This is a genomic window from Endobacterium cereale (assembly GCF_009617585.1).
Classification (GTDB): domain Bacteria; phylum Pseudomonadota; class Alphaproteobacteria; order Rhizobiales; family Rhizobiaceae; genus Neorhizobium; species Neorhizobium cereale.
In genome coordinates, this window is sequence record NZ_WIXI01000050.1 from 312378 (window position 1) to 337703 (window position 25326).

Sequence of the window (25326 nt, forward strand, 5' to 3'; positions counted from 1 at the left end):
TCATGCGCATCATAAGGTCAGCTTGAACTCCTGCCCGCCGCGCACGACGAGGATCTGGCCGTTCTCGATGGATTTCAGCATCCAGCCGTCCGGCAATGCGGCGCCCGGATAACGGCGCTCGCCACGAGCATCGAGGACATAGGGATTATCGCCGAAAAATACGGCCTGGAAGATGAATTTTGGCGCATCGGTCAGCGCGGCAGGGGCGACGAAACTTGTCAACACATAACGACCGCCATGCGACTGGTCGAACCAGCGTTGTACCCCGCGCCACGCGTCCATGCGCGCCGGAGGCACTTCACCGGCGACATCGATGCGACGACCATCGGATGTCACGGTCAGGTTGCCAAGATTTGCTTCTGCGATCTTTTGCTGAAGGTTGCCGACGATTTCGGCATCCGTAGGCGCGAGCGGCGCGGCCGGGACGGTGCCGACAATCAGGCTGTCTTCGGGCGAGACTGCTTTTTGCGGCATCAGACCGGAAATGCCGGCTTGCACAGCAACGATCGGCATCATGACAAGCGCAACGGCCAGAACAGCCAGATAGGGTCCCCAGCGCCGCGTCATCAGATTTTGGGCGCCGTCACGGGCAATACGGAGTTTTGCGCCGCCGACCACGAGCGTGATCGGCAGATTGGCGCGGCAGCCGAAACCGCGTTGAACGGGCGGGCGGCCCTCGATCACGACCGGACCGCCAATGGCATTGATCGCGACCTGGCGGCCATAAAATCTCAATTGAAGATGTTCTTCGGCGATATCCGCATCGGAAAGCACAAGGTCGCAGGTGCGGGAGGAGCCGATCGTGCAGGCGTCGCCATCAATCGGCGCGCGCACGCCATTGTGCATGCCCGAAATGACATCCAGCGACAGCATTCCTGGTGTCGCTGCAACAACGGCCGTGGACAGCGCGTTTGCGCTGGAAGAACTTAAACTGTTCGGCGGCATGGTTGCACCCCCTTGACCGAATTCATTCGTTAAACAGCCGGTTGGCGCAAACCGGCCACGAGCACCCCTTCATGGAGCGGAGGCGGCGCGGACGCGCAATTTCGTCCGCGCCTAACCGGATTAGTTCTGCGGACGCTGCTTGGTGGCGTCGAGCTCGGTCTTCTTTTCGGTGGTGATCTCGGTGATCTTGGCCGACTTTTCGATGGCTGCGTCGAAGGCAGCTTCCATCTTTGCGATAGCCGCGTCGGAACCGCCGCCGGTGGAAGAAGTCGCAGGTACGTTTGCCATGGGTGGTCTCCATTCCTGTTTCAGGTTCATGAGATACGCCGCATTGATGCGCCGTAGCGCGGCTCTCTCCTCGAAAGGCCGCGACGGGCTGGAACCTAGAGGCGGTTTTCTACAGATTAACGACAAAGTGAAAATTCTTGCCGAAACGTTAAGCCTGACGGTCTATCTATGCATATATGCTGATGTATTTTATCGCTTAAAAACTGTTTTAAAACAACTTATTGCGCCCTCGTATCCACTCGGTTGGCTATGCGAAAAAAGAAATTGAAAATCCGTTTGCGGCGCCGCATTTATTAACAACACGACCGCCATTCACAGGTCGCGGGATCGGGCATCGATCGCAGCAGAGACGAATCCTTTCCGATCGAAAGGAACATGTCTGCTCGCAGGTTCTTACGGTTAAATTTCATTAAAAATTCATATTGGCTTGTTCATTCGTCTGGTGTGTTCCGATAGCCTTCGCGCATGATTTTTCGCTTCGCCCATGTGTCCGCGTTGAAGAGCAGTGCAGCCAGCAATGGACCGCGCAGTCGCCCCGCTTCAGGTGCTGCATTGGCCCTGCTGCTGGCCGTAGGCGTGGCGCTGGCTTCAACCGCCGAAGCCGCACCTGCCTGGTCCGACAGTCCCTATAACTACGTCGTTCTCGATCAGGATGTGCGTGTCGCGCTGACCGAGTTCGGGCGCAATGTCGGCCTTCCAGTTGTGCTCTCGGATGCGGTCAATGGCCGTGTTCGGGGTCGAATCGAGGCAAAAAGTGCGGGCGAGTTCATCGACCGGCTGGCGGCCACCAACGGTCTTGTCTGGTATTTCGACGGTTCGGTTTTGCATGTCAGCGCTGACAGGGAATTTGTGACGCGGGTGATCGATGCCGGTCGCCTCCGCGGTGATGTCGTTGCCAATGAAATGCGCGATCTCGGGCTGGCCGACGAGCGGTTTTCGCTGCGCGCCGCGCGCAACGGCAATGTCATAACCGTGTCAGGACCGCCTGCTTACATCAACGTCGTCAACCAACTCGTCGAGCGTCTGCAGCCGGAACCGGTTGTCGCAGGTGACGATCCGCGCGTTCGCGTATTTCGCGGCGGGGTGATGACGGAAATGGTTTCGACCGGGCCGGCGGACAGTGCGCCCTCCGGTCAACGCCAGGAGAACGCCGCGCGAAAATGATTTTCGGCGGATGAGACTGAAACGGGCGACAGCAGCAAACGCTTTCGCCCACCGATGAAAAGAGGAAGAAGACAATGGCTGTGACCCCTGTTTCCGGTGTGGATTCCGTTTCAACGACCAATGGCGAAGCTGCATTCGATGCCGCCCTCAACAATGCGCAGGGCAGCGAAATGACGCCCGAACTGGAAGAAATGATGATCGAAGGCGCCATCACCATCGGTGGTCAGATGATCATCATGCCGCGCGCCAACGACATCCTCAACGAGGCGATGTCCGACGAATAATCGCTGAAAACAGACGCGATTTTTTCGGAAGGAAAACCGATGACGACACCGATCGTGGCTGCGGGCATGCCGCAGCCGACAGCCGTGCAGGATGTGGCAGCCCAAGCCAGCCAGAACCTGTTCGAACATGTCGCCAGCCAGGCAAAGGCGCTGCCGGAAAGTGCGGGGCCGACACAGCTTGGTCAGGAGGTGCTGCAGAACCTGCAGGGCTTTTTCGAGCGTAGCGGCAGTTTTGCCGAGCGGGCCAGCGGCCTGACTCAGCGCACGCCGCAGGCAACCGGTGGCGAACTTGTCAGCCTCGGCCCGAAAGGCGCCGGCATGACCGACCTGTCGCAGACCCGCAATTCGGCGCTGCCCGTGGATCAGAACCAGATCGACAAGGTGGTCCAGTCGCTTGGCATGATGTTCGACCATTCGATCGAGACCCAGATGGTGGTGCGCGGCACGACGCAGGTTTCCGGCGCGGCCAACACGCTGCTGCGCGGTCAGTGATGCGCATGGAAAATTCGGGGCCTGTCCGTCATCTCGTCACCCCATTCCTGTCCGCGCCGCTGAAGAGACTCGGTAGCGCGGCTCTTGTCGCGTGCACTCTTCTGCTCGCGGGTTGCCAGCAGGATCTGTATACCAACCTTGCGGAACGCGAGGCCAATTCCATGGTCGCGACGCTGCAACGCAACGGCATCCCGGCAAGCCGCGTGCTACAGGACGACGGCAAGATGAAGGTCGTCGTTGATGGCGAGCGGTTCGGCGAGGCTGTGCAGGTGCTGGACGATGCCGGCCTTCCCAAACAGGCCTTTGCCACGATGGGCGAAGTGTTCCAGCAGGAAGGGCTTGTTGCCTCGCCGACGCAGGAACGCGCAAAAATGCTGTATGCGCTGTCGGAAGAACTGTCGCGCACCGTGTCCGAGATCGATGGTGTGCTGTCGGCCCGCATTCACATCGTGCTGCCGGACAATGATCCGTTGCGCCGCGAGGCATCGCCGTCCTCCGCTTCGGTCTTCATCCGCCATGAGGCCGGCCTGAAGATCGATCCGCTCATTCCTCAGATCAAGACGCTGGTTGCCAACGGCATTGCAGGCCTTTCCTATGACAAGGTCTCGGTCGTGCCGGTTGCTGCGGCCGCTGCGCAGCCAGCATCCGCCAGTCAGCCGATGGTGTCTTTCCTCGGTCTGTGGATGTTGGAAAGCAGCGTTTCGCGGGCGATGTGGATCATCGGCGGGTTGGCAGGGCTTGTCGTTGCACTGGTGGCTGGTGTGGCCGCCCTGCTGCTGCGCCAGCGTGATCAAAAGACCTATCAGCTGGAGAGCTTTCGATGAATGCTCTGCTGGCCGAGATGCATCCGGATCGCGTCGCCCTGTGTTTTCGGACGGTCGGGGCCAACGGGCTTCCTGACGGACTTATGGACGAACCTCGGTTCGCTACCCGGCTCACCGAGATTGTCACGTGCCATTACGACCTTGCCGATACGAGCGAAAGCATTGATGAGGTCGATCAGGCGCTCGCCCTGCTTTCGCGCGACAATCTGGAAAAACTGGCAGCTCGTGCCGGTGTCGTGCTGCATGCGCGGCAGTTCGTGCAGGAAATTCGCGGTCCGGTTCTTTCGGCGCTGACGGATCGTTTCGGGGCCGAGGCTCTGGATGATGCGCGTCGCCATGGCGCTCTTGCGACGGACATGGCAAGAACCGACGATCTCGATGAACTTGAAGCCGAGGTGGCGCGGGATGGAACGTCGTGTCTTGCTGCCTGGATCGAGGTGCTGCCGGTTTCCCTGAAGCGCCGTGTGCGACTGAAATGGCCGAACGATCATGCCGTTCCGGCGAAGGATAATGCTGATCTGGTTGAACTTGGGCCGGTCATCCTGCGCCGTCTCTACGCATCTGAAAGCCGGAACGCATGACGGAAATGCCGAACCGACCGCTCGCCCGTATCATCCGGGCGGAGGAGGCCGAATGCTGGATCGACGGTTACGCCTTTCTGGAACAAGCCAAGGCCGAAGCAGCTGCCATTCGCGGCGGGGCGCAGGATGAGGTGGCCAAGGCCCGCGAGGCCGGCCACGAAGAGGGCCGAAAGGCAGGCGAGGCGCACTCAGCTGCTCTTTTGATGCGCACGCAGGCGGATGTGGAACGCTATCTCGGCTCCGTGGAGCCGATGGTTGCTATGCTGGCTATGCAGATCGTCGAACGTGTCATCGGGACCTTCGACGATGCCGAGCTCGTGGCACGCGCCGCGCGTGAGGCGCTAAACGGGCTGCGCGAAGATAAGGCCGTCGTTGTCAATGTTGCGCCCGAGATTTTGGGTGAGGTGCAGCGGCGTCTCGAGGCCATGAATTCCGGTGCCCTGACGGTGCGGGTGGCGGCAGACCGGCATCTGTCCGGCCGGCAAAGCACGGTCACCACAGCATCGACCAGCATCGATGTCGGCATCGATACGCAGCTTGAAGCAATCCGTGCCGCCATGCAGGACCAGTATCAGGAACGGAGCGGCTCATGAACGAGATGCTGCGGCCCAAAAACCTCGAAAGCATTCTGCCGCGATTGTCGCTGGCGGTGTCTTCGGTTGACACACGCCCGACACGCGGACGTGTTCGGGAGATCCGTGGCGTCATCGTGCATGCCAGCTTACCCCAGGCGCGGATCGGCGAACTCTGCCATCTGCGCGATCCGGTGACCGGACGACAGGTGCCTGCCGAAGTGATCGGTTTCGAGGATGAGCGCGCGGTGCTCTCGCCGATCGGTGATCTCGAAGGCATGTCGGCCCGGACCGAAGTCATTGCGACAGGGCGATCCCTGCGGGTGCCGGTCAGCGAGGCGCTGCTTGGTCGTGTCATCGATCCTCTGGGGCGGGCGCTCGATGGAGAAGCCGGCCAGCTCACCACATCGGAAACCTATCCGGTTCAGGCAGATCCGCCGCATGCGCTGAAACGCGATATCATCGAGCATCCTCTGCGTCTCGGTGTGCGGGCCATCGATGGTCTGATGACGGTGGCGCGTGGTCAGCGCGTCGGCATTTTTGGCGAACCGGGTGTCGGCAAATCCTCGCTTCTCGCCTCAATAGTCGCCGGCACGGAGGCGGATGTCATCGTCGTCGGACTGATCGGTGAACGTGGCCGCGAAGTGCGCGAATTCGTCGATGTTCAGTTGAATGCCCAAGCCCGCAAAAAGTCCGTCACGGTGGTGGCTACATCGGATCGGCCGGCGATCGAACGTGTGAAAGCTGCCTATGTGGCGACGGCTATCGCCGAATATTTTCGCGATCAGGGCCGCAATGTGCTGCTTCTGATGGATTCGGTCACGCGGTTTGCACGGGCGCAGCGCGAGATCGGTCTTGCCGCCGGCGAACCGCCCACCCGGCGCGGTTTTCCGCCATCGTTTTTTGCGGCCTTGCCGCGTCTGCTGGAGCGGGCGGGCCCGGGCAGGGGCGGGTCGATCACCGCGCTTTATACGGTTCTGACCGAAGGTGATGGCGGACTGGACCCGGTGGCCGAGGAAACCAAGGCCATCCTCGATGGTCACATCGTGCTCTCTGCCGAACTCGCACAGCGAAACCATTTTCCGGCCATCGATGTTTTGAAAAGCCGCAGCCGCCTGATGAACACTGTTGCCTCGAAGGAACATCGCGATCTGGCTGGCGACATGCGAGAAAGCATGGCGGCCTATCAGGATATCGAGCTTCTTCTGCGTGTCGGTGAATACAAACCTGGCAGCGATAAGCGGGCAGATCAGGCGGTGAACCGTCATGCCGCGATCGAAGCCTTTTTGCGCCAGCCATCGGATGAAATCTGCGACATGGCGACAACGTTGAAGGCGATGAAGGAGGCTCTTGGATGAGTGGCCTTTCAGACCTTTCCCGGCTGCTGGACCTGCGGGCGCTTCGTGAGGAGCGGGCGCGAACCGCTGTGTCGGTCGCTGCCTCACGCCTGAAGGATGCCGAGCATGCTGTGTCGATCGCCGATTCTGACATCGAAGAGCATGATCGCGAGACCGGACAACAGGAAGAGCGGTTTTTCGCCGCCATGGGCATACGTCCGGTCTCCGAAAACGAACTGGGTCGTTCCCGTGATCGTCTCGGAATATCCGACCAGAAACGTGAGGAACTGATCACGGCCCGCGAGACAGTGATTAGGGCTGTTACGACGCGGCAAACGGAACTCGCGGCAGCGCATGCCGAATGGCGGCAGCGACTGTTCGAACGTGACAAACTCGCGCAAGCGCAAGACCGATTGCTGCAGCAGGACCGCGCACGCACGGATGCCGCCAGCGAAATGGAAATGGAAGACATGAGTGCAGACCGGGTGCGGATGTCATGCTGAGGGATACGGGTGTCCATTTTGGTCTGGGCTGTGGTGGCGCCAGCGTCGCCGAGGTTCTGGCGGTGCTGCCGGAACCAGTTCCTGTCTCTCTTGGGGAGCGTCTGTCGCGACCGCGCGGGTCGATTGCCGGTGTGGTGGCGGGGCGTAAAATCAAGATACATCCAGTCGCTGAGCGCACCGATGACATGCTGGTGGCCATGCCGCTCACGATCGGTGCCGAAACCTGCCGACTGCATATGTCTGCCGGCTTGATCGACTGGTTGGCGCAACCGCTCATGCTTGAGGGGGCTCTCATAGATGAGAAGCCTTTGCCGCGCGCCGTGCTTCTGGAACTGGCTGGTCTCGACTTCATTCGCAAACTGGAGACTCACGTCGGGGAAGATATCCGCCTTGGCGACGGCGATGTGACGCAGACACACCATGCGCTGGATATGGCGATCGAAGCAGATGGCGAGATGATGCCCTTGCGGATCGAACTGGCCGAGCGTCATCGCGAAACGCTGGCCGATTTTCTCGACCGCCTGCAGCCGCCAGAACCAGCAGATCTTTCCGGTGTCGCCGTTGAAATGGTCGTCGAGGCCGGGTCGCAGGACCTTTCCATGACGGAGATTGAAAGTCTCTCACCCGGCGACGTGGTAATGCTGGCTCATCATCGCCCTGTTGTGGTGGCGAATGGAAAACTGGTTGCCGCTGCGCGCCGCAAGGCCGACGGGGTGGAACTGGATGGCCCCTTTTATCCATTGAGCCGCCGCGCCATGGTCGGTTCATTGGCCGATATCCGGTCGGGAAAAGAAAACGCTCATCTGGTGCACTTCATTGCCGAATCTGCGCGTATTACCACCACGATAGGCGCTATCGATGCTCTCAAGCCACAACAGGCATTGCCGCTTTCCTCGTTCAATGGAACCGGTGTTGATCTGGTCGTCGATGACAGACGTTTCGGGCACGGCGAACTCATCATGATCGGCGCCGGCCTGGGCGTCCGCGTCGTTTCCCTTTTTCCCGCAGACAGCCGGACAGCATGACCGAATTTCAGCCGAACCTGATTGCCATCATCATTGTCGTCTCGACGATCGGTCTCCTGCCTCTAGCGGTCGTGACCATGACGGGATTTCTGAAAATTTCCGTCGTGCTGTTCCTGATCCGCAATGCGCTCGGCATCCAGCAATCGCCACCGAACCTCGTGCTTTACGGTATCGCGCTGATCCTCACGGTCTATGTGACGACGCCTCTCGTCGGCAACATGTACCGCGCAGTGGAGAGCCGGCCGATCGATATCGAAAGTGTCGAGGGCCTGCGCAATGTAGGCGAGACGCTTGCCGATCCGCTGCGTAATTATCTCAAGCGCTTCGCCAACGAGCGGGAACGGCAATTCTTTATCGAAGCGACGGAAAGTGTCTGGTCGCCGGAAGCGCGCGCGGATCTCAAGGATGACGACCTCGTCGTATTGATTCCGGCTTTCGTGTCGTCGGAACTGACGCGCGCGTTCGAAATCGGCTTTCTTCTCTACATCCCGTTTCTGGTAATCGATTTGATCGTCGCCAACGTGCTGATGGCGATGGGCATGATGATGGTGTCGCCGACGCTCATTTCCATTCCGCTCAAAATCTTCCTGTTCGTGGCGGTGGAAGGTTGGTCGCGGCTGATGCATGGACTGATCCTGAGCTATGGAGGATAGCCGATGGGGCAGGAAATCTTTCTCAACGAGATGAACCGGGCACTGGTAACGGTGCTGATCGTGTCGGCACCCGCACTTGGCGTCGCGATCGTAATCGGCGTGGCCGTCGGTCTCATACAGGCATTGACGCAGATCCAGGACCAGACGCTGCCGCAGGCGGTGAAGCTCGTGGCAGTCATGCTGGTGCTGATCTTTGTCGGTCCGCTTCTGGCCGCTCAGGTGGGCGCGCTTGCCAGCCAGTCGCTGGACAATTTTGCCTCGCTGACGCGGTAGGGTGAGGCGATGAACCTTGCGGCGGTCACGGCAGCAATTACCGAGTTTGCCTACCCCGTTCTGGTGGCAGCGGCGATCGCGGTTGCTCGCGCGATGGGCATGATCATGCTGACACCCGCCTTCATGCGGCTGGGCCTGACCGGCATCATCCGTTCGTCGGTGGCCTTCGCGATTTCTCTGCCGATGATCTTTCCGATCTTCCAGCAACTGGCGGTCACCGGCCAGCCGACAAGTTTTGATCTCGCCGGCCTGCTGATAAAGGAAATGGTGGTCGGGGCGCTGATCGGCCTTGCCTTCGGCATTCCGTTCTGGGCGGCGGAAGTGGCGGGCGACCTGATCGACCTGCAGCGCGGTTCCACCATGTCGCAGCTCGTCGATCCGTTGTCCGCCGGCGAATCGTCGGTCACGGCAACGCTGCTGACGATCACGCTGCTGGCGCTGTTCTTCATGTCCGGCGGCTTTATGCTGCTGCTCGACGGGTTTTATCGCAGCTATCAGCTCTGGCCGGCCGCCAGCTTTTCACCGGTGCTCGATCCCTCTGCATTCATTGGCATTCTGAAGGTGCTCGACCGCATCATGCAGATCGGTGTCCTCATCATCGCGCCATTGGTGATTGCCATCCTGATCGTCGATATCATGATGGCTTTTCTGTCGCGCATGGCATCACAGCTTCATGTCTTCGATCTATCCTTGGCCGTGAAGAACCTGATGTTTTCGTTTCTGATGGTGCTCTACCTGAGTTTCATGGTGCCTTTGCTGCTCGATCAGATGGGCGCGCTGAAGGGCACGTTTGAAATTCTGCGTGGTTTTGTCACCAGCGGTGAGGGGGCCTCATGAACAATCCGATTCTGCCAACGCTTGATGGGCTTCTGAGCCTCAGCCAGACCTTTTCCGAAAGTGTCAGTCAAAAGAATTGGACGGACATCGAGGATCTGGAAAAGGAGCATGGTGCTTCCGACGGCCATGTTCGCCAGATGTTGTCAAATGGCACTGCCCTTTCGACTTTGAGCGGACCTGCAGATCTTCTGCAACGGGCATCCGTCGGGTGGGATGCGTCCTCGACACGCTACGAGTCGTTGAATGTCGAACAATACGGTGAAGATCCGGAAGCCAGTCTCCTGTCATTGCCATCTGTGATTGATGCCGAGAGCGGCGAACCTCTGGATACGCTGACAGGTGAGTTCTCTGCTCGTGCCGCCGCCGCCAGAAGCGATGTAGGGCAGGCCGCCTCGCTGCCCGTGCGTGCCGCGATCGCGGACTGGCAGGTCGTGTCAGAGGTCGCGCTGTCGCCGGGGGCATCCGATATGGGCAGCGGAGAGGCGGCGTTAACTGCTACAGCCGTTATCGAGCATGGGTTGACGACCTCAGGTCCCGTTGTTGCTGCACAAAAACTGCACGCAGCAACGCGTTCGCTATCCGCCGAACAGGTTTCAGTTCTGATCGATAAAGCAGCACCTGTCATCGCCCGGCTTGTCGAGCAGGCAGTTCTCGCCGAAAATTCCGTCGATGTAACAGACAAAAAGCCGCGCGATGCCAAGCTGGCACTCGTGCTTGCCCATGTTGCGGCTGCCATCGACAAGGATCCACGTCAGCCGCCTTCGATCCGTCTCCTGCAGGATATTTCTGCCATCGTTCTGTCGCCTGCCAATCAGAATGACAACACGGTCTTTTCCGGTCTGGCGCGGACGATTGCCGTCGGGGCTGGCTTGCGGCTGGTTCTTGCGGTCGCGGCCGATCTTGCGCATCACGACGAAAACCCGTCGCGGGCGAAAACGCTGGTCGCACTCATGGTCTCGGCATTTGCCGATCTCGGCGCACGGATCGATGCCGCCTATGCCGATCTGCTGCAGCAGGCCGGGCCGCTTTGCCTGCAATGGCTGTCATGGCGGGAGATGGGGGAGGACAAGGCGATTGCCCGCCTGATCGCGCTCATAAACGAGAAAAACAGCTTGCTGGAGGACATGTCCCTCAAACTGGAGCGGCTGGAACAGGCGGGGCTGGATGCCTTTCGCGCCGTTTGCGATCTGGCCGTCTTCACGCTTGATCCGAAACTGGATGAGGTTCGCAGCCACTTCCTCAACAGCTCCAGCGTGTTTGCCTCGATCGCAGGCAGCAGGACTGCCCTGCGCGATATTCGCCAGGCGGTGACCACATCAACGACTGGCGACGAAAATGTGACGCTCGACATGGTGCGGCTGAGCCTGACCGATATCGGCTTTTCCGCACCTAGAGCGGCGTTTCTCGCCGATCTTTGCGAGCTGGAAAACAATGCGCTGATGCTGGGAGCAGGATGGACGGCGCTTGAAAATTTTCAAGCGATGGAAAGGCAGGGGCAAGCGTTCCAGCGCCTTTTGAGCTTTCTCAACGGCCAGTTCGTCATGGCCGTGGCACCGGACGTCATCAATTTTGGCGATGACGACATGCAGGCCTGATCTGCTCGTCAGTGCCATAACCGGAAAGCATATGCCGGCGATCCCATGTGCATCGCCGGCATATTGAGGTCGATAGAATCAGTTCTGGGCGCGCTGCTTGGTGGCGTCGAGATCGGTCTTGCTCTCGGTGGTGATCTCGGTGATCTTAGCCGAGGCGCCGATGGCGCGGTCGAAGGCTTCCGTCATGGCGGCGATGGCCTCCACGGAGGAGCCTTCTAGACCGCCGGCGGCGGCCCATTCGAGGTTCCAGACGCCGGAAAGGCCATCTTCGCCGGCCACGTCATGGGTTTCGATGGCCGTGAAAACGTCTTCGTGACGGACCATGTAGGATGCCGCGGCCGATACTTCGGACGAGACATTGCCATTGGTGTTGTTGGCGAGAGCCGCAAGTTCCTGTTCGTTGATTGCGGACTTGCCGCTTTCCTTCAGATATTCGACCAGAACCTGACTGGATTTTGCGGCATTGAGCTTCTGCTCGAACGAGGCCGTATTGTTGGTCTGGGATGTTGCTGAAACATTGGCTGGCAAAGTGATAGACATAAAAACCCTTCCCTTGGCTTGAAACCGAAGCAGTTTATTAACCACGCGCGTGACGCTGGTGTGAAAGCGGCTGTTGGCGCATCAGGTTCTAAGCTCAGGGTTCGCCGGGAAGCATCATGCCGTGCAAGCAGGTGTTTCGGACACAGCGCTTGATTGAAATATCCAGAGGTTGTCACGGCAAGAATGACGCGCGCTCGCGATTCTGATAGAGCGCGGCTCATGATGCGACAAAATATGCCCGGCATGCCCACCCAATTCGATATGTTTTCAGATGGCCCTACCGCCGAAACAGACACTTCCATCGACCTTCCGCCCAAACGGCCAGTGGGTCGAGGCCTCAACGAGAAGGAGATGGTGGCGCATCTGGTGGATACCGGGCGTTACCGTATCCTGAAAAAACTTGTGCCACGTCAGATTGCTTCCGAGATCAGGCCTCAATTTCTGCTGAAGGGTGTCATACTCGATACGGAAACGACCGGTCTCAACCATCGCAGGGACGAGGTGATCGAGATCGGCATCATTGCCTTCACCTTCGATGAGCAAGGATGCATCGGGGATATCACGGGTGTCTATGGCGCGCTGCAGCAGCCGGGCATTGCCATCCCCTCCGAGATTACAAGGCTAACCGGCATAACCGATGAAATGGTGGCGGGGCAGCGAATTGATCTGGAGACGGTGGATGCCATGATACGGCCGGCCGATCTCGTCATCGCGCACAATGCCGGTTTCGACCGCCCTTTCTGTGAGGCTCTGTCGCCCGTATTCGCGAGCAAGGCATGGGCATGCTCGAATGCGGAGATCGATTGGTCGGCGCGCGGGTTTGAGGGCACAAAGCTCGGATACCTCATCGGGCAGGCCGGCTTTTTCCATGACGGGCACCGTGCAGTCGATGACTGTTTTGCCCTGCTGGAAGTTCTGGATCGCAGCGCAAAACACGATGTCTTGTCGCCATTCGCGGAGCTTTATCGATCAAGTCAAAGATCGCGAGCTAGGATTTTTGCCGAGCACAGCCCGTTCGATATGAAGGATCATCTCAAGGCACGCGGATACCGGTGGTCAGATGGCAGTGACGGCCGCCCGAAATCCTGGTGGATCGAGGTGGATGAAACAGCGCTGGACAACGAACTTTCCTATCTCCGGTCCGACATCTATCGTTATCCGGATGCCGATCCTCCGATCAAGCACCTGACAGCGTTCGACCGATTTCGGGCATGAGGCCGTTTTTTCGGCAGGCATTGCGCGACATCAATGCGCCAGACGCATGGCTGGGCTGCAGTTGGGTATCTAACGAGATTTCCAGAAAGCTGTATAACTACATCCAACGAAGCGATGCACCTCCTCCCGCAGAGCTTCGGGTTTCAGGCGACCTACTCCTCCTCCCAAGGAAGCCTGAGGGAACAGCGGCACTCCTCCTCCCAGTCGCTGTTCAATCTTTTCGAAAAGCCTGCCGCACCTCCTCCCGCGGCAGGCTTTTTCGTTTTGGGTCTCCCTCTCCAGCCATGCCTTAAGTAAAGCCTCAGCCGAACAGTCTGCCACTTTTATCGGGCGGCCTTTGGCCCGTCTTCAAGCGGATGCCCCGGAAGCTCCTCCTGCGGCGTCCCCGGCCATTTGCGATAGATGTCGATCACATGAGTACTGGCATCGCGCAGGTGTTCGCGAAGTTCCTCGCGCAGACGTGTTGCGTCGCGCCGCCGCAACGCCTCGATGATCGGGTCATGCGAGCGCGCCAGTTCGACGGGATCGTCGTAAATTCGCCCGACAAGCGCTATACCCGAACGCAGTTCGGTGGCGATCTGATCGAACAGTCGCAAAATGCGTGAGTTGCCGCCGATCTCGCACAGCATGCGGTGAAATGCGTAGTCTTCGACGACCTGTTCCTGCGATCGGCCTTCGGCGCCGAGCGTCTTCAGCAGCTCGACCTGCGCTTCCAGTCGCTGCAGATCGGCATCCGTCATGCGGGTGACAAGCGCCTCGGCATTATGCAGTTCCAGACACTGACGCAGATCATACGTCTCGGCCAGTTCATCGGCATTGTAGCTCTTGACGAAAAAACCGCGCCGCGGATGTGAAACGATGAGGCCCTGACTTTCAAGCAGCCGCAAAGCCTCGCGCACCGGCGCGCGCGATGTTCCCATTTGTGTGGCCAGACGAGCTTCGGTCACCCGCTCCCCCGGCCTCAGCAGGCCATCTCCAATTGCCTGAAGCACCTGATCGGCGATGCGGCTTGGCAAATCGGCCTGCTCCAGCACTCGAAACATCTTTTGGAAATCCTTTACCTGTGGGCCACGGTCTTACCATTTCAGCATTCCGTCTTTGATGGTGGACACCAAAGTCCGAACGCGACTGATAGAAGAATAGATTGTCATTTGTCGATTGTCGACGATTGACAGTGCGTTTCATGCCGGTATCATGCCCGCAAATTGATCGCTGTTCAGAAATTGCGCAGCGCAAAATAATACGGGGAATAGACGTGACGAAACCGAACGGGGCGGCCGAAAGGGCCGGACTGCGCTTGGCTTGTTGCCTTTTTGTCGGCATCAATTTGGCCGGTAGCGCCCATTCAGAATTCGCATGTTCGTCCCACCGATGTGATGGGCGGGTTCTGTGAGCATGACGTCATCAGTACCGACCATCGAGATCGTTGCGCTGTCGCAGACATTTGATCTGGCGCAGCTGTTCGCGCCCGGCGAGGATCAGGCGGTTCGTGTTGTTCGGCCGGAAGAAGTTTCTAATCCCGAGCGGATAGAAATCGCATTGGCATGGCGGCCGGAGGGCAAGGCGTTTGATGCCTATCCGAACCTGAAAATGGTGTCGTCGATCGCAGCCGGCGTCGACAGCATTCTGGCCTGCCCTTCATTGCGACAGGATACGGTCGTCACCCGCGTGCGGGACCATTCCCAAGCCGATCTGATGGCCGGTTTTGCCGCGTTCCAGGTCATCTGGCACCACCGGCGCATGGGCGATTATATCGCCAATCAGGCCCGCCATGTCTGGGATCGCAGTTTTCGCCCGCAGGCGCCGGGGTCGGTCACGGTCGGTGTTCTCGGTTATGGGCTGATGGGCAGGAAATGCGCGATGGCAATCGCCGCCATGGGGTTTCGCGTGGTCGTCGCGCGCAATTCCGTGTCTGTAGTCTCCGAAGTCGTGCCGGATGGCGTCGAGGTCTTTGCCGGGCCTGACGCCATTCACACGGTTGCCGCGCAGGCCGATATTCTCGTCAATATCCTGCCGCTGACCGACACGACGCGCGATATTCTGGACCACGATTTCTTCGCGCGGATGCGCAAGGGCGCAGCACTGGTGCAGATGGGACGCGGCGAGCACATGATCGAGGATGATCTTCTGTCTGCTCTCGACAGCGGACACTTAAGCGGCGCCAGCGTCGACGTTTTCCGTCAGGAACCGCCCGAAGTAGATCATCCCTTCTGGTCTCATCCCAAAATCATGGTCACGCCGCACAAGGCATCGGACACGTCACCCGCCGAAGTGCTTCGGCAGGTTCTGGAAAATTTTGCTGCCCTTCGCGAGGGCCGCCTGCCGCCGGGTCTCGTCAACAGGGAAGCCGGATATTGAATTTGTAAACATTCCAATCTCGATTTCATAAAGGACCGAAAGCATGACAATGCCCACTCGCCTGCTGATGAACGGAAAGATCTGGTGCGGCCTCAAGGAAGGGTTTTCCGAAGCGATCGCAATAGACGGCGACAAGATCCTCGCCACCGGCACGACGGCAGAGATGATAGCACTGGCTGGTCCCGGAACCGAGATCATCAATCTCGAAGGCAGGCTGGCGACCCCCGGTCTCAATGATGCTCACATGCATCTTCATCACTATGGCATCAGCCTTGTCGAACTGGATCTGAGACCGGCAGCCGGCGTCACCAGCGTGCAGGCGATCGTCGATCTGGTGAAGGATGCGGTCGCCAAGGCAAAACCCGGCGAATGGATTCTTGGGCGCGGTTACGATCATGACAAGCTGAGCGATCTGCGCCATCCGACCAAATACGATCTCGATGCCGTCTCTCCCGACAATCCGGTTTTCATCACTCGCACCTGCGGTCATACGACGGTGGCCAATTCGGTGGCCCTCAAGGCGGGCGGCATCGATCGCGATACGCCGGAACCGTTCGGCGGGAAAATTCGCCGCGAGAACGGTGAACCGGATGGCATCCTGTTCGAAAACGCCCGCGATGCCGTGCGTGCCGTCATGCCGGCCGCGACCGAAAGCTACATTGTCGATGCGATCGAGCGCGGCGGCAAAAAACTCCTGAGCCTCGGTGTCACCTCGATCATGGAGGCGGCGATCGGCCTGACGGTCGGCACGGTCGAACTCGATGCCTATCTGACCGCCCGCAAGGACAACCGCATTCCGATCCGCGTCGCCGGTACGCTAATGGGCGATCTCGAGCGCAATATCCTCGACTATGCCTATTCCAAGGAGCTGGTAACGGGCGCCGGTGACGACATCTTTCGCATCGGCCCGGTCAAATTTTTCACCGATGGCTCGGCGGGTGCCGGCACGGCGTGGTTCTCCATCCCTTACGAAAACGATAGCAGCAATTACGGTGTGCGCTGCCTCACGCAGGAACAGACCGACGAACTGACGCTCAAGGCCCACCGCATGGGTTACCAGATCGCGCCACATGCGATCGGCGATGCCGCCATTTCCATGGTGCTGAATGCCTATGAAAAGGCCTATGCGGAAATGCCCGATCCGAACCGTCGTCACCGTATCGAACATTGCGGCTGGCATGTGCCGGAAGACCTGCCGCGCATGAAGGCGATGGGCGTCATCCCGGCTGGCCAGCCCTCCTTCCTCTATTTCTTCGGCGAAGGCTATTACACCATCCTCGGTTCAGAACGTCCGCAGCATTGCTATCCGTTCAAGACCTGGCTGGACGAAGGCCTGCATCCGTCCGCCTCGACCGATTGCCCGGTCACCGCGCCAGAGCCGATGCCCTGCCTCTACGCCATGGTCGCCCGCAAGTCCGATACCGGCAAACCGCTCGGAACGGCGCAGGCGCTTTCCGTCGCTGAGGCGCTGCATCTCTACACCTATGAAGCGGCCTATGGCGTGCATGACGAGGAGCGGAAGGGACGGCTGATCCCCGGACAACTGGCCGATATCGCAGTCTTTGACACCGACTTTTTCAGCGTCGAACCGGAAGCGTTTCTGTCGGCCAAATGCCTGATGACCCTGCTCGGCGGGGAGGTCGTCTATCGCGCCTGAGGCGCCTTTGAACCTTGCCATGAAGGATCCGCTGCGGCGGGTCCGGAGCCCTGCATCGATCACGCGATACAAGAGAATGGAAGGCCCGATGACGACAACTGCAGACGTAATCCTGACCGGCGGCAAGATCTGGCTCGGTCAGAAGGAAGGTTTCGCCGAGGCGCTCGCCATTCTTGGGGACAAGGTACTGGCCTCCGGCTCAGCCGCCGAGATGGCGACGCTTGCCGGTCCGCAGACCGAGGTGATCGCGCTTGAGGGGCGGCTTGCGACCCCGAGTTTTTACGACGTCCATACCCATCTCGCAGCTTTCGGTCTTGGTCTGAAAAACCTCGATCTCAACCCGCGCAAGATCACCTCCGTCGGTGCACTTCTGGGGGAGGTGGCCGAGGCGGCAAAATCCCGCCAGCCGGGGGAGTGGATCATCGGCCGCGGTTACGACCATTCCAAGCTCTCCGAAAACCGCCACCCGACCCGTAGCGAACTGGATGAGGTCGCGCCCGACAATCCGGTTTATGTGGTGCGTGCCTGCGGCCATGTCGGCGTTGCCAATTCGGTTGCCTTGAAACTTGCCGGCATCGGTCACAATACGCCGGACCCGGATGGTGGCACCATCGGCCGCGCCGACGGCGAACTGACCGGGCTTCTGGCGGAAAACGCGCGCCAGCCGGTTGCCGAACAGATGCCGGTGCCCGGGCTGGAAGAGTATGTCGAGGCGATTGAGGCCGGTGGCCAAAGGATGCTGAGTTACGGCATCACCTCGACCATGGATGCTGCCGTCGGCATGAACCATGGCTGGACGGAATTTCAGGCCTACGAAACGGCAAAACAAACCGGCCGTCTGCCGGTGCGTGTATCCATGTGCCTGATCGGCGACAAGGAACGCAACATCCTCGAACAGGCGACCGAGGAAGGGTATGTCGCCGGGCAGGGCGACGACATGTTGCGGCTGCGTCAGGTCAAGATTTTTGTCGATGGCAGTATCGGCGGCAAGACGGCCGCGATGAAGACGCCCTATCTGGGAACACGCGACGAATACGGGCTTTTCTGCCTGACGCAGGACGAGACCGACGTGCTGGTGAAGCGCGCGCATGATCTCGGTTACCAGATGGCGGTGCATGCCATCGGCGACGCGGCAATCGACCGGATTCTCGATGCCATAAAAGCCGCGCAGTCTGCCAATCCGGCAAACGACCGCCGCCACCGCATCGAGCATTGCGGCTGGCTCAGCCACGAACAGATCGCCACGATGGTCGAGCTTGGCGTCATTCCGGCACCGCAGCCCGATTTCATCTATTATTTCGGTGATCAGTATATCGAGGCGAGGGGTAAAGAGGCTTCCGACTTCGCCTATCCGATGCGCACCTGGATCGATGCGGGCCTGCGTCCCTCGGCCTCCACCGATTGCCCGGTCACGCCGCTCAATCCCTTTGCCGGCCTTTATGCCATGGTCACCCGCACCACCGACAAGGGCACCGTGCTCGGCGCCGATCAGGCGCTCACCATGGAAGAGGCGCTCAACGCCTACACGCTGGAATCCGCCTATGCTGCGCATGATGAAGCGTTCAAGGGCCGGCTGGTGGCGGGGCAACTCGCCGATATCGCCGTGTTCTCGCAGGACCTCTTCGAAATTGCACCATCCGAAATCCTTGACACTACCTGCGAGATGACCCTGCTCGGCGGCAAGGTGGTCTATGTCAGAGGGGAGGTGTCGTCATGATTTCGCTGATCCTGCGTCGCCTCGGACTGGCGATCCCGGTTCTGTTAGGCGTCCTTGCCTTCGGCTTTTTGCTTCTGCAAATGGTGCCGGGTGATCCGGCCGTCGTTCTCGCTGGCCCGACGGCCCCGCCCGATGTCGTCGCCGAAATCCGCAAATCCATGGGGCTCGATCAGCCCATGCTTGTCCAGTTCTGGATGTATCTGGAACGCGTGCTGGTCGGCGATCTCGGCCGTTCGATGATCTCCAACAAGCCGGTGATCGAGGAGCTGGCGACCGCCATCGTGCCGACCATCGAACTGATGCTGGCCTGCCTGATCTGGTCTATCCCGCTCGGCATCACCATGGGCACGGTTGCCGCCATGCGTCGCGGCTCTCTTGTCGATCGCGCCATCATGGCCCTGTCGGTCGCCGGCATCTCCTTGCCGGTCTTCTTCATCAGCCTGATCCTCATCCAGCTTTTCGGTGTCACGTTTCGGCTGTTTCCCTTTGTCGGGCGTGGTGGGCCGCTGTGGACGCTCGATGGTCTCAGCCACATCTTTCTGCCAGCACTGTCGCTCGGCATGGTTTTTATCGGCCCCGTCGCCCGCATGACCCGGTCCTCGGTGCTGGAAGTGCTGGAACTCGATCACGTCCGCACCGCCCGCGCCAAAGGCCTGCCGGAACGAACCGTCGTTTTCCGCCATGGGTTGCGCAATGCGCTGATCCCGGTCGTCACGCTGGTCGGCCTGCAGACCGGATACCTGCTCGGCGGCGCTGTGGTGACGGAGACGATCTATTCCTGGCCGGGGATCGGCCGGCTTGCGGTCGGCGGCATTCTGTCGAGTGATTTCACCATTGCCCAAGGCTGCATCCTTGCCATGGCCGTCACCTTCATTGCGATCAACCTGATCGTCGATCTCCTCTATTCGGTCCTCGACCCAAGGGTGAGCAGATGAGTGCAATCGTATCGAACGGGAAAGCCACGACGACATCGGAGGCACCGGCCAATTCGGCATGGTGGAGACGGTTCCTTCGCGACCCCGCAGCGCTCCTCGCCATCACCATCTTTTTGCTCATCTGCCTTGCCGCCATTTTTGCACCTTTGCTTGCGCCCTACGATCCCTATGCCAGTTCGCGGCGCACCATGTTGCCGCCGGCATGGGCGGCACGCGGCAACATGGAATATCTGCTTGGAACCGACCCGCAGGGCCGCGATATCTTGAGCCGGCTTCTCTACGGCACGCGCCTGACGCTGCTGATCGGCCTTGCATCCGTTGCGATCGGCGGTGTTCTCGGTTCCTTCCTCGGCCTGCTCGCGGCTTTCTACCGCTCGCTTGATCCGTGGATCATGCGTCTGTCGGACATCCTCCTGTCGCTGCCGGCCATTCTTCTTGGACTGGCACTGGTCGCGGCCATGGGGCAGGGGGCAACACCCATCATGCTGGCGTTGATCATTTCCACCATTCCCGATTGCGCCCGTGTGGCACGCGGCATCGGCCTTGGCATCATGGGGCAGGAATTCATTACCGCCGGTCGTTCGCTCGGCATTCGCGATCCGCAGCTCTTTTCGCGCTATCTCGTGCTCAACTGCATTTCCTCGGTGCTGATTTTTCTCAGCCTGCGTTTCGGCCAGTTGATCCTGATCGCCGCGTCGCTGTCCTTTCTTGGTCTCGGCGCCCGCCCGCCGGTTGCCGAACTCGGCATGATGGCAGCACAGGGACGCGACTTCTTCCTGTTCGCACCGCATATCGCGGTCATTCCCTCCGTTCTCATCCTCATCATCGTGATGGCCGCCAATGTGATCGGCGACACGCTGCGGGATGTGCTCGATCCACGCCTCAAAACCTGAGTGGGGCGGCTGACGCCCCCTCGAAAACGAACCGCATGCATTTCGATCGCCTGACATGTCCCCTATCCCAGCAAGGAGCCATTGCCATGATTATGAAACGCCACCGACGTATGATGACAGCGGCTCTCGCCACCGCCGTCACCCTGACATTCGGCACGCTTGCGCTCGCGCAGGAGGTCAATATTTCACGCCGCATCGACAGCAACAATTACGACCCGCACAAGACGACGGCGACGGCCGCTGCCGAAGTGCTGTTCATGCTCGCCGATACACTGGTCACGATCGACTACGACATGCAGACGCTGCATCCGGGCCTCGCCAAAAGCTGGGATGTCTCGGCCGACGGCCTGACCTACACGTTTCACCTGCGAGATGACGTGAAATTCTGCGACGGCAGGGCGATGACGGCGGACGATGTGGTCTACAGCTTCAAACGCTGGATCGATCCGGCTACCAAATCGCCGGTGGGCTGGCGTGCCGGTGAAGTGGAAAGCATCACCGCGACCGATCCGGTGACCGTGCAGTACAAGCTGAAAAAGCCCTATTCCGAGCTGCTTTACCAGCTGACCCAGAGCTTTTCCGTGATCGTCGACAAGGCATCCGTCGAAACGCTTGGCCCCGATTTCGGCGTCAAGGGCATGAATGCCACCGGTCCCTATTGCTGGGGTGAGTGGGCGCCGCGCGACAAGATGGTTCTGACCCGCAATGAGGCCTATACGTGGGGGCCGGAGATCTACGAGAACAAGGGGCCGGCCAAGGTCGAGCGCGTCACGTGGTCTATCATCGGCGAGGAAAACACGCTGACGGCCGCTCTGATGACCGGTCAGACTGATGTCTCGAATTATGTGCCGCCGATCGCGCTGCAGCAGTTCGAAACCATGCCGGGCTTCGTGTCGAGCAAGTCGCAATCGGCCCGCTACACCTATTTCGTCGGCTTCAAAATCGACAAGCCGACCGTCAAGGATCTCGCCGTCCGCCAGGCGATCAACTACGCGGTCGATCGCGTCGCCCTCGTTGAGGACCAGCTCTACGGCACTGTTGATCCGGCCTATACCTACATTACCGAGGACACGCTGGACTGGAGCAAGGATGTCGACAAGGCCGTGATCAAGGATTTCGATCCGGAAAAGGCCAAAAGCCTGCTGGATCAGGACGGCTGGAAGGTCGGCTCGGACGGCATTCGCGAAAAGGACGGCGTCAAGCTCGCACCGGTTCTCTACAGCTTCAATGGCCAGTGGGTGAACATCATGCAGCAGGTGCAGGCCGAACTGTTGAAAATCGGCGTCAATCTGCAGATCCAGACTTTTGATGCCACTGTCGTCTGGGGCAAGCTTGCCACCCAGGAATTCGACATGTTCACCATGGGCTACCCGTATTTTTCGGCGGGTGACGCGATGAACCTCTATTTCCGTTCCGCCAATACACCGGCCCCCAACCGTACCAACTGGAAAGACCCGGAAACGGATGCGCTTCTGGTTGCCGGTTCGGCCGCGACATCCAATGCCGAGCGCGCCAAGGATTTTGGTCAGGTGCTTTACAAGGTGCATGAGGCGGTCAACTGGCTGCCGCTCTATCATGCGCCTATCGTCATCGTTCAGACCGACAAGCTGAAGCCCATGAAGGCGCATCCGATCTATGGTGCGGCCTATTACAAGGGCCTCGATCTGGAATTCAAGGAATAACCCGCAATCGCACCCGGTCGTGCGATGCCGCGACCGGGTGCCTTTACCCCGCAAAATCACTGCGACGGCAAGGGGCCGTGCAGCACGAAAGGTCAAGAGAATGAACATGCTCCCGAACTCGATCGAGGCGCGCGATATCCGCTCACAGATGCCGGCCGTTGCAGACATGCGCAAGCACGAGGAAACCGGCTCGCTCGTCATCGAGCGCGGCGAGGGCATCTATGTCTTCGACAACAATGGCAAGCGTTATATCGAGGGTCTTGCCGGTCTCTGGTCCGTCGCTGTCGGTTTCGGCGAGGAGCGTCTTGCCAAGGCCGCCTATGAGCAGATGGCAAAGCTGCCCTATTACCACATCTTCAACTACAAGACGCACAGCCCCTCGGTCGATCTCGCGGAAAAGATCCTGTCGATGATGCCCTTCGAAATGTCGAAAGTGCATTTTGCGTCGTCGGGCTCGGAGGCCAACGATCTCTCCGTCAAGCTGGTCTGGTATTATAACAATGCACTTGGCCGCAAGGACAAGAAGAAGATCATTGGTCGCATCAAGGGCTATCATGGTGTGACGATCGCCGCCGCCTCAATCAACGGCCTGCCGCGCAACCACGAAAGTTTTGATCTGCCGCTCGACCGGATGATCCACACGTCCTGCCCGTCCTATCCGCATTTCGGCAAGGATGGCGAGACGGAAGCCGAGTTCACGGAACGCACATTGCAGGAACTGGAAGACCTGATCCTTAAGGAAGGCCCGGAAACCATTGCCGCCTTCTGGGGTGAACCGGTCATGGGTGCCGGTGGCGTTCTCATCCCGGCTGCGGGTTATTGGGAAGGCGTGCAGAAGATCCTCAAGAAATACGACATCCTTCTGGTTGCCGACGAGGTGATCTGCGGTTTTGGCCGTACCGGCAAAATGTTTGCCTGCGAAACCTACGACATCGTGCCGGACATCCTCGTCCTGTCGAAACAGCTTTCGTCCTCCTACCTGCCGCTGTCGGCCATCGTCATCAACGACAAGCTCTATCAGGTTATCGCCGATGAATCCCATCGTATCGGTTCCTTCGGTCACGGTTTCACCGCCTCCGGACACCCGGTCGTCACAGCGGTTGCGCTGGAAAACCTGAAGATCATCGAGGAGCGTGATCTGCTGGGCAATGTTCAGCACCTGTCGCCGATGTTCCTCAAGGGTCTGGAAGACCTTGCCGAACATCCGCTTGTCTCGTCCTGGCGCGGCATCGGCCTGCTCGGCGCGCTTGAACTGAAGCCTGCCGAAAAGGCCGGTGTCATGGGCACGAAAGTTGCCGACCGGATGCAGGAAGAAGGCCTGATCATTCGTGGCATCGTCGATGCCATCTGCTTCTGCCCGCCGATGATCATCACCGAAGAACAGATCAACGACATGTTTGCCGTTGCCCGCAAGGCGCTCGATCTGGTTGCCGCCGAACAGGCCTGACAACCCCGACCTTTACAAACCTCGCGCGCCACCGGCGCGAGGTTTTCGCCACATCTGTTGCAGGGAGTCTACCTCATGAGGAAAGTCATTCGTGCAGGCCATGTCATCGCCTTTCAGGATGGTGGGCACCGTAATCTCCGCAATGGTACTATCGTCATTGAGGATGATTACATCGTGCATGTCGGCGGTGGTGAATTCGAGGGCGATGCCGACGAGTTTATCGATGCGTCCGACAAGATCGTCACGCCGGGGTTCATCAACACCCACACCCATATCAGCGAAGGGTTTTTCGATCGCTCCTTCGTGGAGGATCGCGGCCCGCGCAATTTCTATCTCTCCGGCCTGTTCGAATTCCTGACCGCTCGAAATGGCGCAATCACCGAGGAGGCGAGACAGGCATCCATCCGCGCCTCCATGCCCGAACTGATCCGCACCGGCACGACAACCGTCGTCGAGATGGGTTTGAGCGGACGTTATGTCGCCGAACAGACGGAAAAGGCCGGCCTGCGCGCCTATATCGGCGAATTCTACCGCTCCGGTCGCTGGTACACGGACGATGGCCGCAGCGTGAAATATGAATGGCTGGAAGACGACGGCGCAGCGGCGATGAAAAAGGCCGTCGATTTCATCCACGAGATCGACGGCCGTGCCGATGGCCGTATCAAGGGTTTTTTGACACCGGCCCAGGTCGATACCTGCTCCGAAGCACTGCTGCGCCGTACGCGCGAGGTCGCCAATGAGCTGAAAGTGCCGGCGGCGCTGCATGTGTCGCAATCGGTGCCGGAGTTTCAGGAAATGGTCCGTCGCAACGGCTGCTCACCGATCGAGTGGCTGGAGAAGATCGGTTTCCTCGGCAATGACGTCATTCTCGGTCATGCCATCATGCCGGGCGGCTCCAGCTGGGTGAATTATCATGCCGACGACCTGAGCATACTGGCCGATACCGCCACCAATGTCGCGCATGCGGTCTGGGTTTTTGCCCGCCGAGGCATCGCCATGGAAAGCTATTCGAAATACCTTGCGCGCGGCATCAACATGACGCTTGCCACTGACACATCCCCGCAAAGCATGATCGAAGCCCTGCGCTGGACGGCGGTCATCTCGAAAATCATGGACCGGCGCACGGAGGTGGCAACTGCCGCCGATGTCTTCAATTCGGCAACCTTGGCCGGCGCCAAATCGCTCGGTCGTGATGATCTCGGTCGCATTGCGCCAGGCGCCAAGGCCGATCTTCTCTTCTGGGAAGGCGCCAGCCTGTTCATGACGCCGATGCGCGATCCCGTCCGCAACATCGTCTATTCGGCACAGCCGGAAGACCTGAATGCCTCGATGGTGGATGGCACATTCATCATGAAAGATCGTATTGTCCCGGGCTTCGATATCAAGGCAATCACCGCTGATCTGCAAAAGGGCGCGGAGCACATGTGGGCCAACATGCACCACCAGGACTGGGCGCATCGCGATATCGATACCCTTTCGCCAGACAGTTATCGGGCGTTTCGTGCGTAA

General features: G+C 59.5%; 26 protein-coding genes. 22 read left to right on the plus strand and 4 right to left on the minus strand.

The genetic code is table 11. The features are described 5' to 3' along the window. Positions 1-9: 9 nt before the first annotated feature. Positions 10-945 (minus strand): SctD/MshK family protein, encoded by a 936-nt coding sequence (locus GAO09_RS24925; RefSeq protein ID WP_153358859.1) that lies wholly within the window; start codon positions 943-945, stop codon positions 10-12. Between the two features lie 120 nt (positions 946-1065). Then, positions 1066-1233 carry a hypothetical protein gene (locus tag GAO09_RS29735; protein ID WP_209018836.1) on the minus strand — a complete coding sequence of 56 codons (168 nt, stop codon included), beginning with the start codon at positions 1231-1233 and terminating at the stop codon, positions 1066-1068. A 465-nt stretch (positions 1234-1698) separates the two neighbouring features. Between GAO09_RS29735 and GAO09_RS24930 the strand changes: the two genes are divergently transcribed. The 13 genes from GAO09_RS24930 to GAO09_RS24990 all read left to right on the plus strand — a co-directional run bounded on the left by GAO09_RS24930 (position 1699) and on the right by GAO09_RS24990 (position 11373). Beyond that, positions 1699-2397: a secretin N-terminal domain-containing protein gene (locus GAO09_RS24930; RefSeq protein WP_153358861.1), complete on the plus strand. Its 699-nt coding sequence runs from the start codon at positions 1699-1701 to the stop codon at positions 2395-2397. A gap of 74 nt (positions 2398-2471) precedes the next feature. Next, the gene (locus GAO09_RS24935; protein WP_153358863.1) at positions 2472-2681 is read left to right on the plus strand and encodes a hypothetical protein; all 210 of its coding nucleotides are present in this window, start codon (positions 2472-2474) and stop codon (positions 2679-2681) included. A 39-nt stretch (positions 2682-2720) separates the two neighbouring features. Further along, positions 2721-3173 carry a hypothetical protein gene (locus tag GAO09_RS24940; RefSeq protein ID WP_209018837.1) on the plus strand — a complete coding sequence of 151 codons (453 nt, stop codon included), beginning with the start codon at positions 2721-2723 and terminating at the stop codon, positions 3171-3173. Between the two features lie 5 nt (positions 3174-3178). Further along, positions 3179-3997 carry a type III secretion system inner membrane ring lipoprotein SctJ gene (sctJ, locus tag GAO09_RS24945; RefSeq protein WP_153358866.1) on the plus strand — a complete coding sequence of 273 codons (819 nt, stop codon included), beginning with the start codon at positions 3179-3181 and terminating at the stop codon, positions 3995-3997. Further along, a complete protein-coding gene (locus tag GAO09_RS24950) occupies positions 3994-4578 on the plus strand; it encodes a hypothetical protein (protein ID WP_153358867.1) in 585 nt (194 codons plus the stop codon). Before sctJ ends, GAO09_RS24950 begins: the two co-directional genes overlap by 4 nt. Continuing rightward, the gene (locus tag GAO09_RS24955) at positions 4575-5171 is read left to right on the plus strand and encodes a FliH/SctL family protein (protein WP_153358869.1); all 597 of its coding nucleotides are present in this window, start codon (positions 4575-4577) and stop codon (positions 5169-5171) included. The genes GAO09_RS24950 and GAO09_RS24955 overlap by 4 nt, the downstream gene beginning before the upstream one ends. Continuing rightward, positions 5168-6508 (plus strand): type III secretion system ATPase SctN, encoded by a 1341-nt coding sequence (sctN, locus tag GAO09_RS24960; RefSeq protein WP_410769051.1) that lies wholly within the window; start codon positions 5168-5170, stop codon positions 6506-6508. The genes GAO09_RS24955 and sctN overlap by 4 nt, the downstream gene beginning before the upstream one ends. Further along, positions 6505-6990: a type III secretion system stalk subunit SctO gene (locus GAO09_RS24965; protein ID WP_153358871.1), complete on the plus strand. Its 486-nt coding sequence runs from the start codon at positions 6505-6507 to the stop codon at positions 6988-6990. The genes sctN and GAO09_RS24965 overlap by 4 nt, the downstream gene beginning before the upstream one ends. After that, positions 6984-8015: a FliM/FliN family flagellar motor switch protein gene (locus tag GAO09_RS24970; protein ID WP_153358872.1), complete on the plus strand. Its 1032-nt coding sequence runs from the start codon at positions 6984-6986 to the stop codon at positions 8013-8015. The genes GAO09_RS24965 and GAO09_RS24970 overlap by 7 nt, the downstream gene beginning before the upstream one ends. Next, entirely contained in the window at positions 8012-8668 is a 657-nt protein-coding gene (gene sctR / locus GAO09_RS24975; RefSeq protein ID WP_153358874.1) for a type III secretion system export apparatus subunit SctR, read from the plus strand. The genes GAO09_RS24970 and sctR overlap by 4 nt, the downstream gene beginning before the upstream one ends. A 3-nt stretch (positions 8669-8671) precedes the next feature. Further along, entirely contained in the window at positions 8672-8941 is a 270-nt protein-coding gene (locus tag GAO09_RS24980; RefSeq protein WP_153358875.1) for an EscS/YscS/HrcS family type III secretion system export apparatus protein, read from the plus strand. A gap of 9 nt (positions 8942-8950) precedes the next feature. After that, entirely contained in the window at positions 8951-9778 is an 828-nt protein-coding gene (gene sctT, locus GAO09_RS24985; RefSeq protein ID WP_153358877.1) for a type III secretion system export apparatus subunit SctT, read from the plus strand. Then, positions 9775-11373: a hypothetical protein gene (locus GAO09_RS24990; RefSeq protein ID WP_153358879.1), complete on the plus strand. Its 1599-nt coding sequence runs from the start codon at positions 9775-9777 to the stop codon at positions 11371-11373. Before sctT ends, GAO09_RS24990 begins: the two co-directional genes overlap by 4 nt. 78 nt (positions 11374-11451) lie before the next feature. Here GAO09_RS24990 and GAO09_RS24995 read toward each other — a convergent pair whose 3' ends face one another. Further along, complete coding sequence (locus GAO09_RS24995) at positions 11452-11913, minus strand: hypothetical protein (RefSeq protein WP_153358881.1); 462 nt, start codon at positions 11911-11913, stop codon at positions 11452-11454. 234 nt (positions 11914-12147) lie between these two features. On the opposite strand from GAO09_RS24995, the gene GAO09_RS25000 reads away from it, so the two are divergent. Then, positions 12148-13128 (plus strand): 3'-5' exonuclease, encoded by a 981-nt coding sequence (locus GAO09_RS25000; protein ID WP_410769080.1) that lies wholly within the window; start codon positions 12148-12150, stop codon positions 13126-13128. A 323-nt stretch (positions 13129-13451) separates the two neighbouring features. Here GAO09_RS25000 and GAO09_RS25005 read toward each other — a convergent pair whose 3' ends face one another. After that, positions 13452-14171 (minus strand): GntR family transcriptional regulator, encoded by a 720-nt coding sequence (locus GAO09_RS25005; protein ID WP_153358885.1) that lies wholly within the window; start codon positions 14169-14171, stop codon positions 13452-13454. A 352-nt stretch (positions 14172-14523) separates the two neighbouring features. Here GAO09_RS25005 and GAO09_RS25010 point away from each other — a divergent pair, with 352 nt between their 5' ends. From GAO09_RS25010 to GAO09_RS25045, 8 genes are all read left to right on the plus strand, one after another. Continuing rightward, complete coding sequence (locus GAO09_RS25010) at positions 14524-15486, plus strand: 2-hydroxyacid dehydrogenase (protein WP_153358887.1); 963 nt, start codon at positions 14524-14526, stop codon at positions 15484-15486. A 43-nt stretch (positions 15487-15529) separates the two neighbouring features. Next, positions 15530-17143 (plus strand): amidohydrolase, encoded by a 1614-nt coding sequence (locus tag GAO09_RS25015; RefSeq protein WP_153358889.1) that lies wholly within the window; start codon positions 15530-15532, stop codon positions 17141-17143. A gap of 88 nt (positions 17144-17231) precedes the next feature. Continuing rightward, a complete protein-coding gene (locus GAO09_RS25020; protein ID WP_153358891.1) occupies positions 17232-18860 on the plus strand; it encodes an amidohydrolase in 1629 nt (542 codons plus the stop codon). Then, positions 18857-19795: an ABC transporter permease gene (locus GAO09_RS25025; RefSeq protein ID WP_153358893.1), complete on the plus strand. Its 939-nt coding sequence runs from the start codon at positions 18857-18859 to the stop codon at positions 19793-19795. Before GAO09_RS25020 ends, GAO09_RS25025 begins: the two co-directional genes overlap by 4 nt. Further along, the gene (locus GAO09_RS25030) at positions 19792-20688 is read left to right on the plus strand and encodes an ABC transporter permease (protein ID WP_153358895.1); all 897 of its coding nucleotides are present in this window, start codon (positions 19792-19794) and stop codon (positions 20686-20688) included. Before GAO09_RS25025 ends, GAO09_RS25030 begins: the two co-directional genes overlap by 4 nt. 86 nt (positions 20689-20774) lie before the next feature. After that, complete coding sequence (locus GAO09_RS25035; protein WP_209018838.1) at positions 20775-22370, plus strand: ABC transporter substrate-binding protein; 1596 nt, start codon at positions 20775-20777, stop codon at positions 22368-22370. A gap of 100 nt (positions 22371-22470) precedes the next feature. Then, positions 22471-23817: an aspartate aminotransferase family protein gene (locus tag GAO09_RS25040; protein WP_153358897.1), complete on the plus strand. Its 1347-nt coding sequence runs from the start codon at positions 22471-22473 to the stop codon at positions 23815-23817. Between the two features lie 75 nt (positions 23818-23892). Beyond that, positions 23893-25326, plus strand: a complete 1434-nt coding sequence (locus GAO09_RS25045) for an amidohydrolase family protein (protein WP_153358899.1) — start codon at positions 23893-23895, stop codon at positions 25324-25326.

What these genes read in the sequence shown, in the direction of transcription:
- GAO09_RS24925 (WP_153358859.1), bottom strand. Translation starts at nt 945, where the DNA reads ATGCCGCCGAACAGTTTAAGTTCTTCCAGCGCAAACGCGCTGTCCACG.
- GAO09_RS29735 (WP_209018836.1), bottom strand. Translation starts at nt 1,233, where the DNA reads ATGGCAAACGTACCTGCGACTTCTTCCACCGGCGGCGGTTCCGACGCG.
- GAO09_RS24930 (WP_153358861.1), top strand. Translation starts at nt 1,699, where the DNA reads ATGATTTTTCGCTTCGCCCATGTGTCCGCGTTGAAGAGCAGTGCAGCC.
- GAO09_RS24935 (WP_153358863.1), top strand. Translation starts at nt 2,472, where the DNA reads ATGGCTGTGACCCCTGTTTCCGGTGTGGATTCCGTTTCAACGACCAAT.
- GAO09_RS24940 (WP_209018837.1), top strand. Translation starts at nt 2,721, where the DNA reads ATGACGACACCGATCGTGGCTGCGGGCATGCCGCAGCCGACAGCCGTG.
- sctJ (WP_153358866.1), top strand. Translation starts at nt 3,179, where the DNA reads ATGGAAAATTCGGGGCCTGTCCGTCATCTCGTCACCCCATTCCTGTCC.
- GAO09_RS24950 (WP_153358867.1), top strand. Translation starts at nt 3,994, where the DNA reads ATGAATGCTCTGCTGGCCGAGATGCATCCGGATCGCGTCGCCCTGTGT.
- GAO09_RS24955 (WP_153358869.1), top strand. Translation starts at nt 4,575, where the DNA reads ATGACGGAAATGCCGAACCGACCGCTCGCCCGTATCATCCGGGCGGAG.
- sctN (WP_410769051.1), top strand. Translation starts at nt 5,168, where the DNA reads ATGAACGAGATGCTGCGGCCCAAAAACCTCGAAAGCATTCTGCCGCGA.
- GAO09_RS24965 (WP_153358871.1), top strand. Translation starts at nt 6,505, where the DNA reads ATGAGTGGCCTTTCAGACCTTTCCCGGCTGCTGGACCTGCGGGCGCTT.
- GAO09_RS24970 (WP_153358872.1), top strand. Translation starts at nt 6,984, where the DNA reads ATGCTGAGGGATACGGGTGTCCATTTTGGTCTGGGCTGTGGTGGCGCC.
- sctR (WP_153358874.1), top strand. Translation starts at nt 8,012, where the DNA reads ATGACCGAATTTCAGCCGAACCTGATTGCCATCATCATTGTCGTCTCG.
- GAO09_RS24980 (WP_153358875.1), top strand. Translation starts at nt 8,672, where the DNA reads ATGGGGCAGGAAATCTTTCTCAACGAGATGAACCGGGCACTGGTAACG.
- sctT (WP_153358877.1), top strand. Translation starts at nt 8,951, where the DNA reads ATGAACCTTGCGGCGGTCACGGCAGCAATTACCGAGTTTGCCTACCCC.
- GAO09_RS24990 (WP_153358879.1), top strand. Translation starts at nt 9,775, where the DNA reads ATGAACAATCCGATTCTGCCAACGCTTGATGGGCTTCTGAGCCTCAGC.
- GAO09_RS24995 (WP_153358881.1), bottom strand. Translation starts at nt 11,913, where the DNA reads ATGTCTATCACTTTGCCAGCCAATGTTTCAGCAACATCCCAGACCAAC.
- GAO09_RS25000 (WP_410769080.1), top strand. Translation starts at nt 12,148, where the DNA reads ATGCCCGGCATGCCCACCCAATTCGATATGTTTTCAGATGGCCCTACC.
- GAO09_RS25005 (WP_153358885.1), bottom strand. Translation starts at nt 14,171, where the DNA reads ATGTTTCGAGTGCTGGAGCAGGCCGATTTGCCAAGCCGCATCGCCGAT.
- GAO09_RS25010 (WP_153358887.1), top strand. Translation starts at nt 14,524, where the DNA reads ATGACGTCATCAGTACCGACCATCGAGATCGTTGCGCTGTCGCAGACA.
- GAO09_RS25015 (WP_153358889.1), top strand. Translation starts at nt 15,530, where the DNA reads ATGACAATGCCCACTCGCCTGCTGATGAACGGAAAGATCTGGTGCGGC.
- GAO09_RS25020 (WP_153358891.1), top strand. Translation starts at nt 17,232, where the DNA reads ATGACGACAACTGCAGACGTAATCCTGACCGGCGGCAAGATCTGGCTC.
- GAO09_RS25025 (WP_153358893.1), top strand. Translation starts at nt 18,857, where the DNA reads ATGATTTCGCTGATCCTGCGTCGCCTCGGACTGGCGATCCCGGTTCTG.
- GAO09_RS25030 (WP_153358895.1), top strand. Translation starts at nt 19,792, where the DNA reads ATGAGTGCAATCGTATCGAACGGGAAAGCCACGACGACATCGGAGGCA.
- GAO09_RS25035 (WP_209018838.1), top strand. Translation starts at nt 20,775, where the DNA reads ATGATTATGAAACGCCACCGACGTATGATGACAGCGGCTCTCGCCACC.
- GAO09_RS25040 (WP_153358897.1), top strand. Translation starts at nt 22,471, where the DNA reads ATGAACATGCTCCCGAACTCGATCGAGGCGCGCGATATCCGCTCACAG.
- GAO09_RS25045 (WP_153358899.1), top strand. Translation starts at nt 23,893, where the DNA reads ATGAGGAAAGTCATTCGTGCAGGCCATGTCATCGCCTTTCAGGATGGT.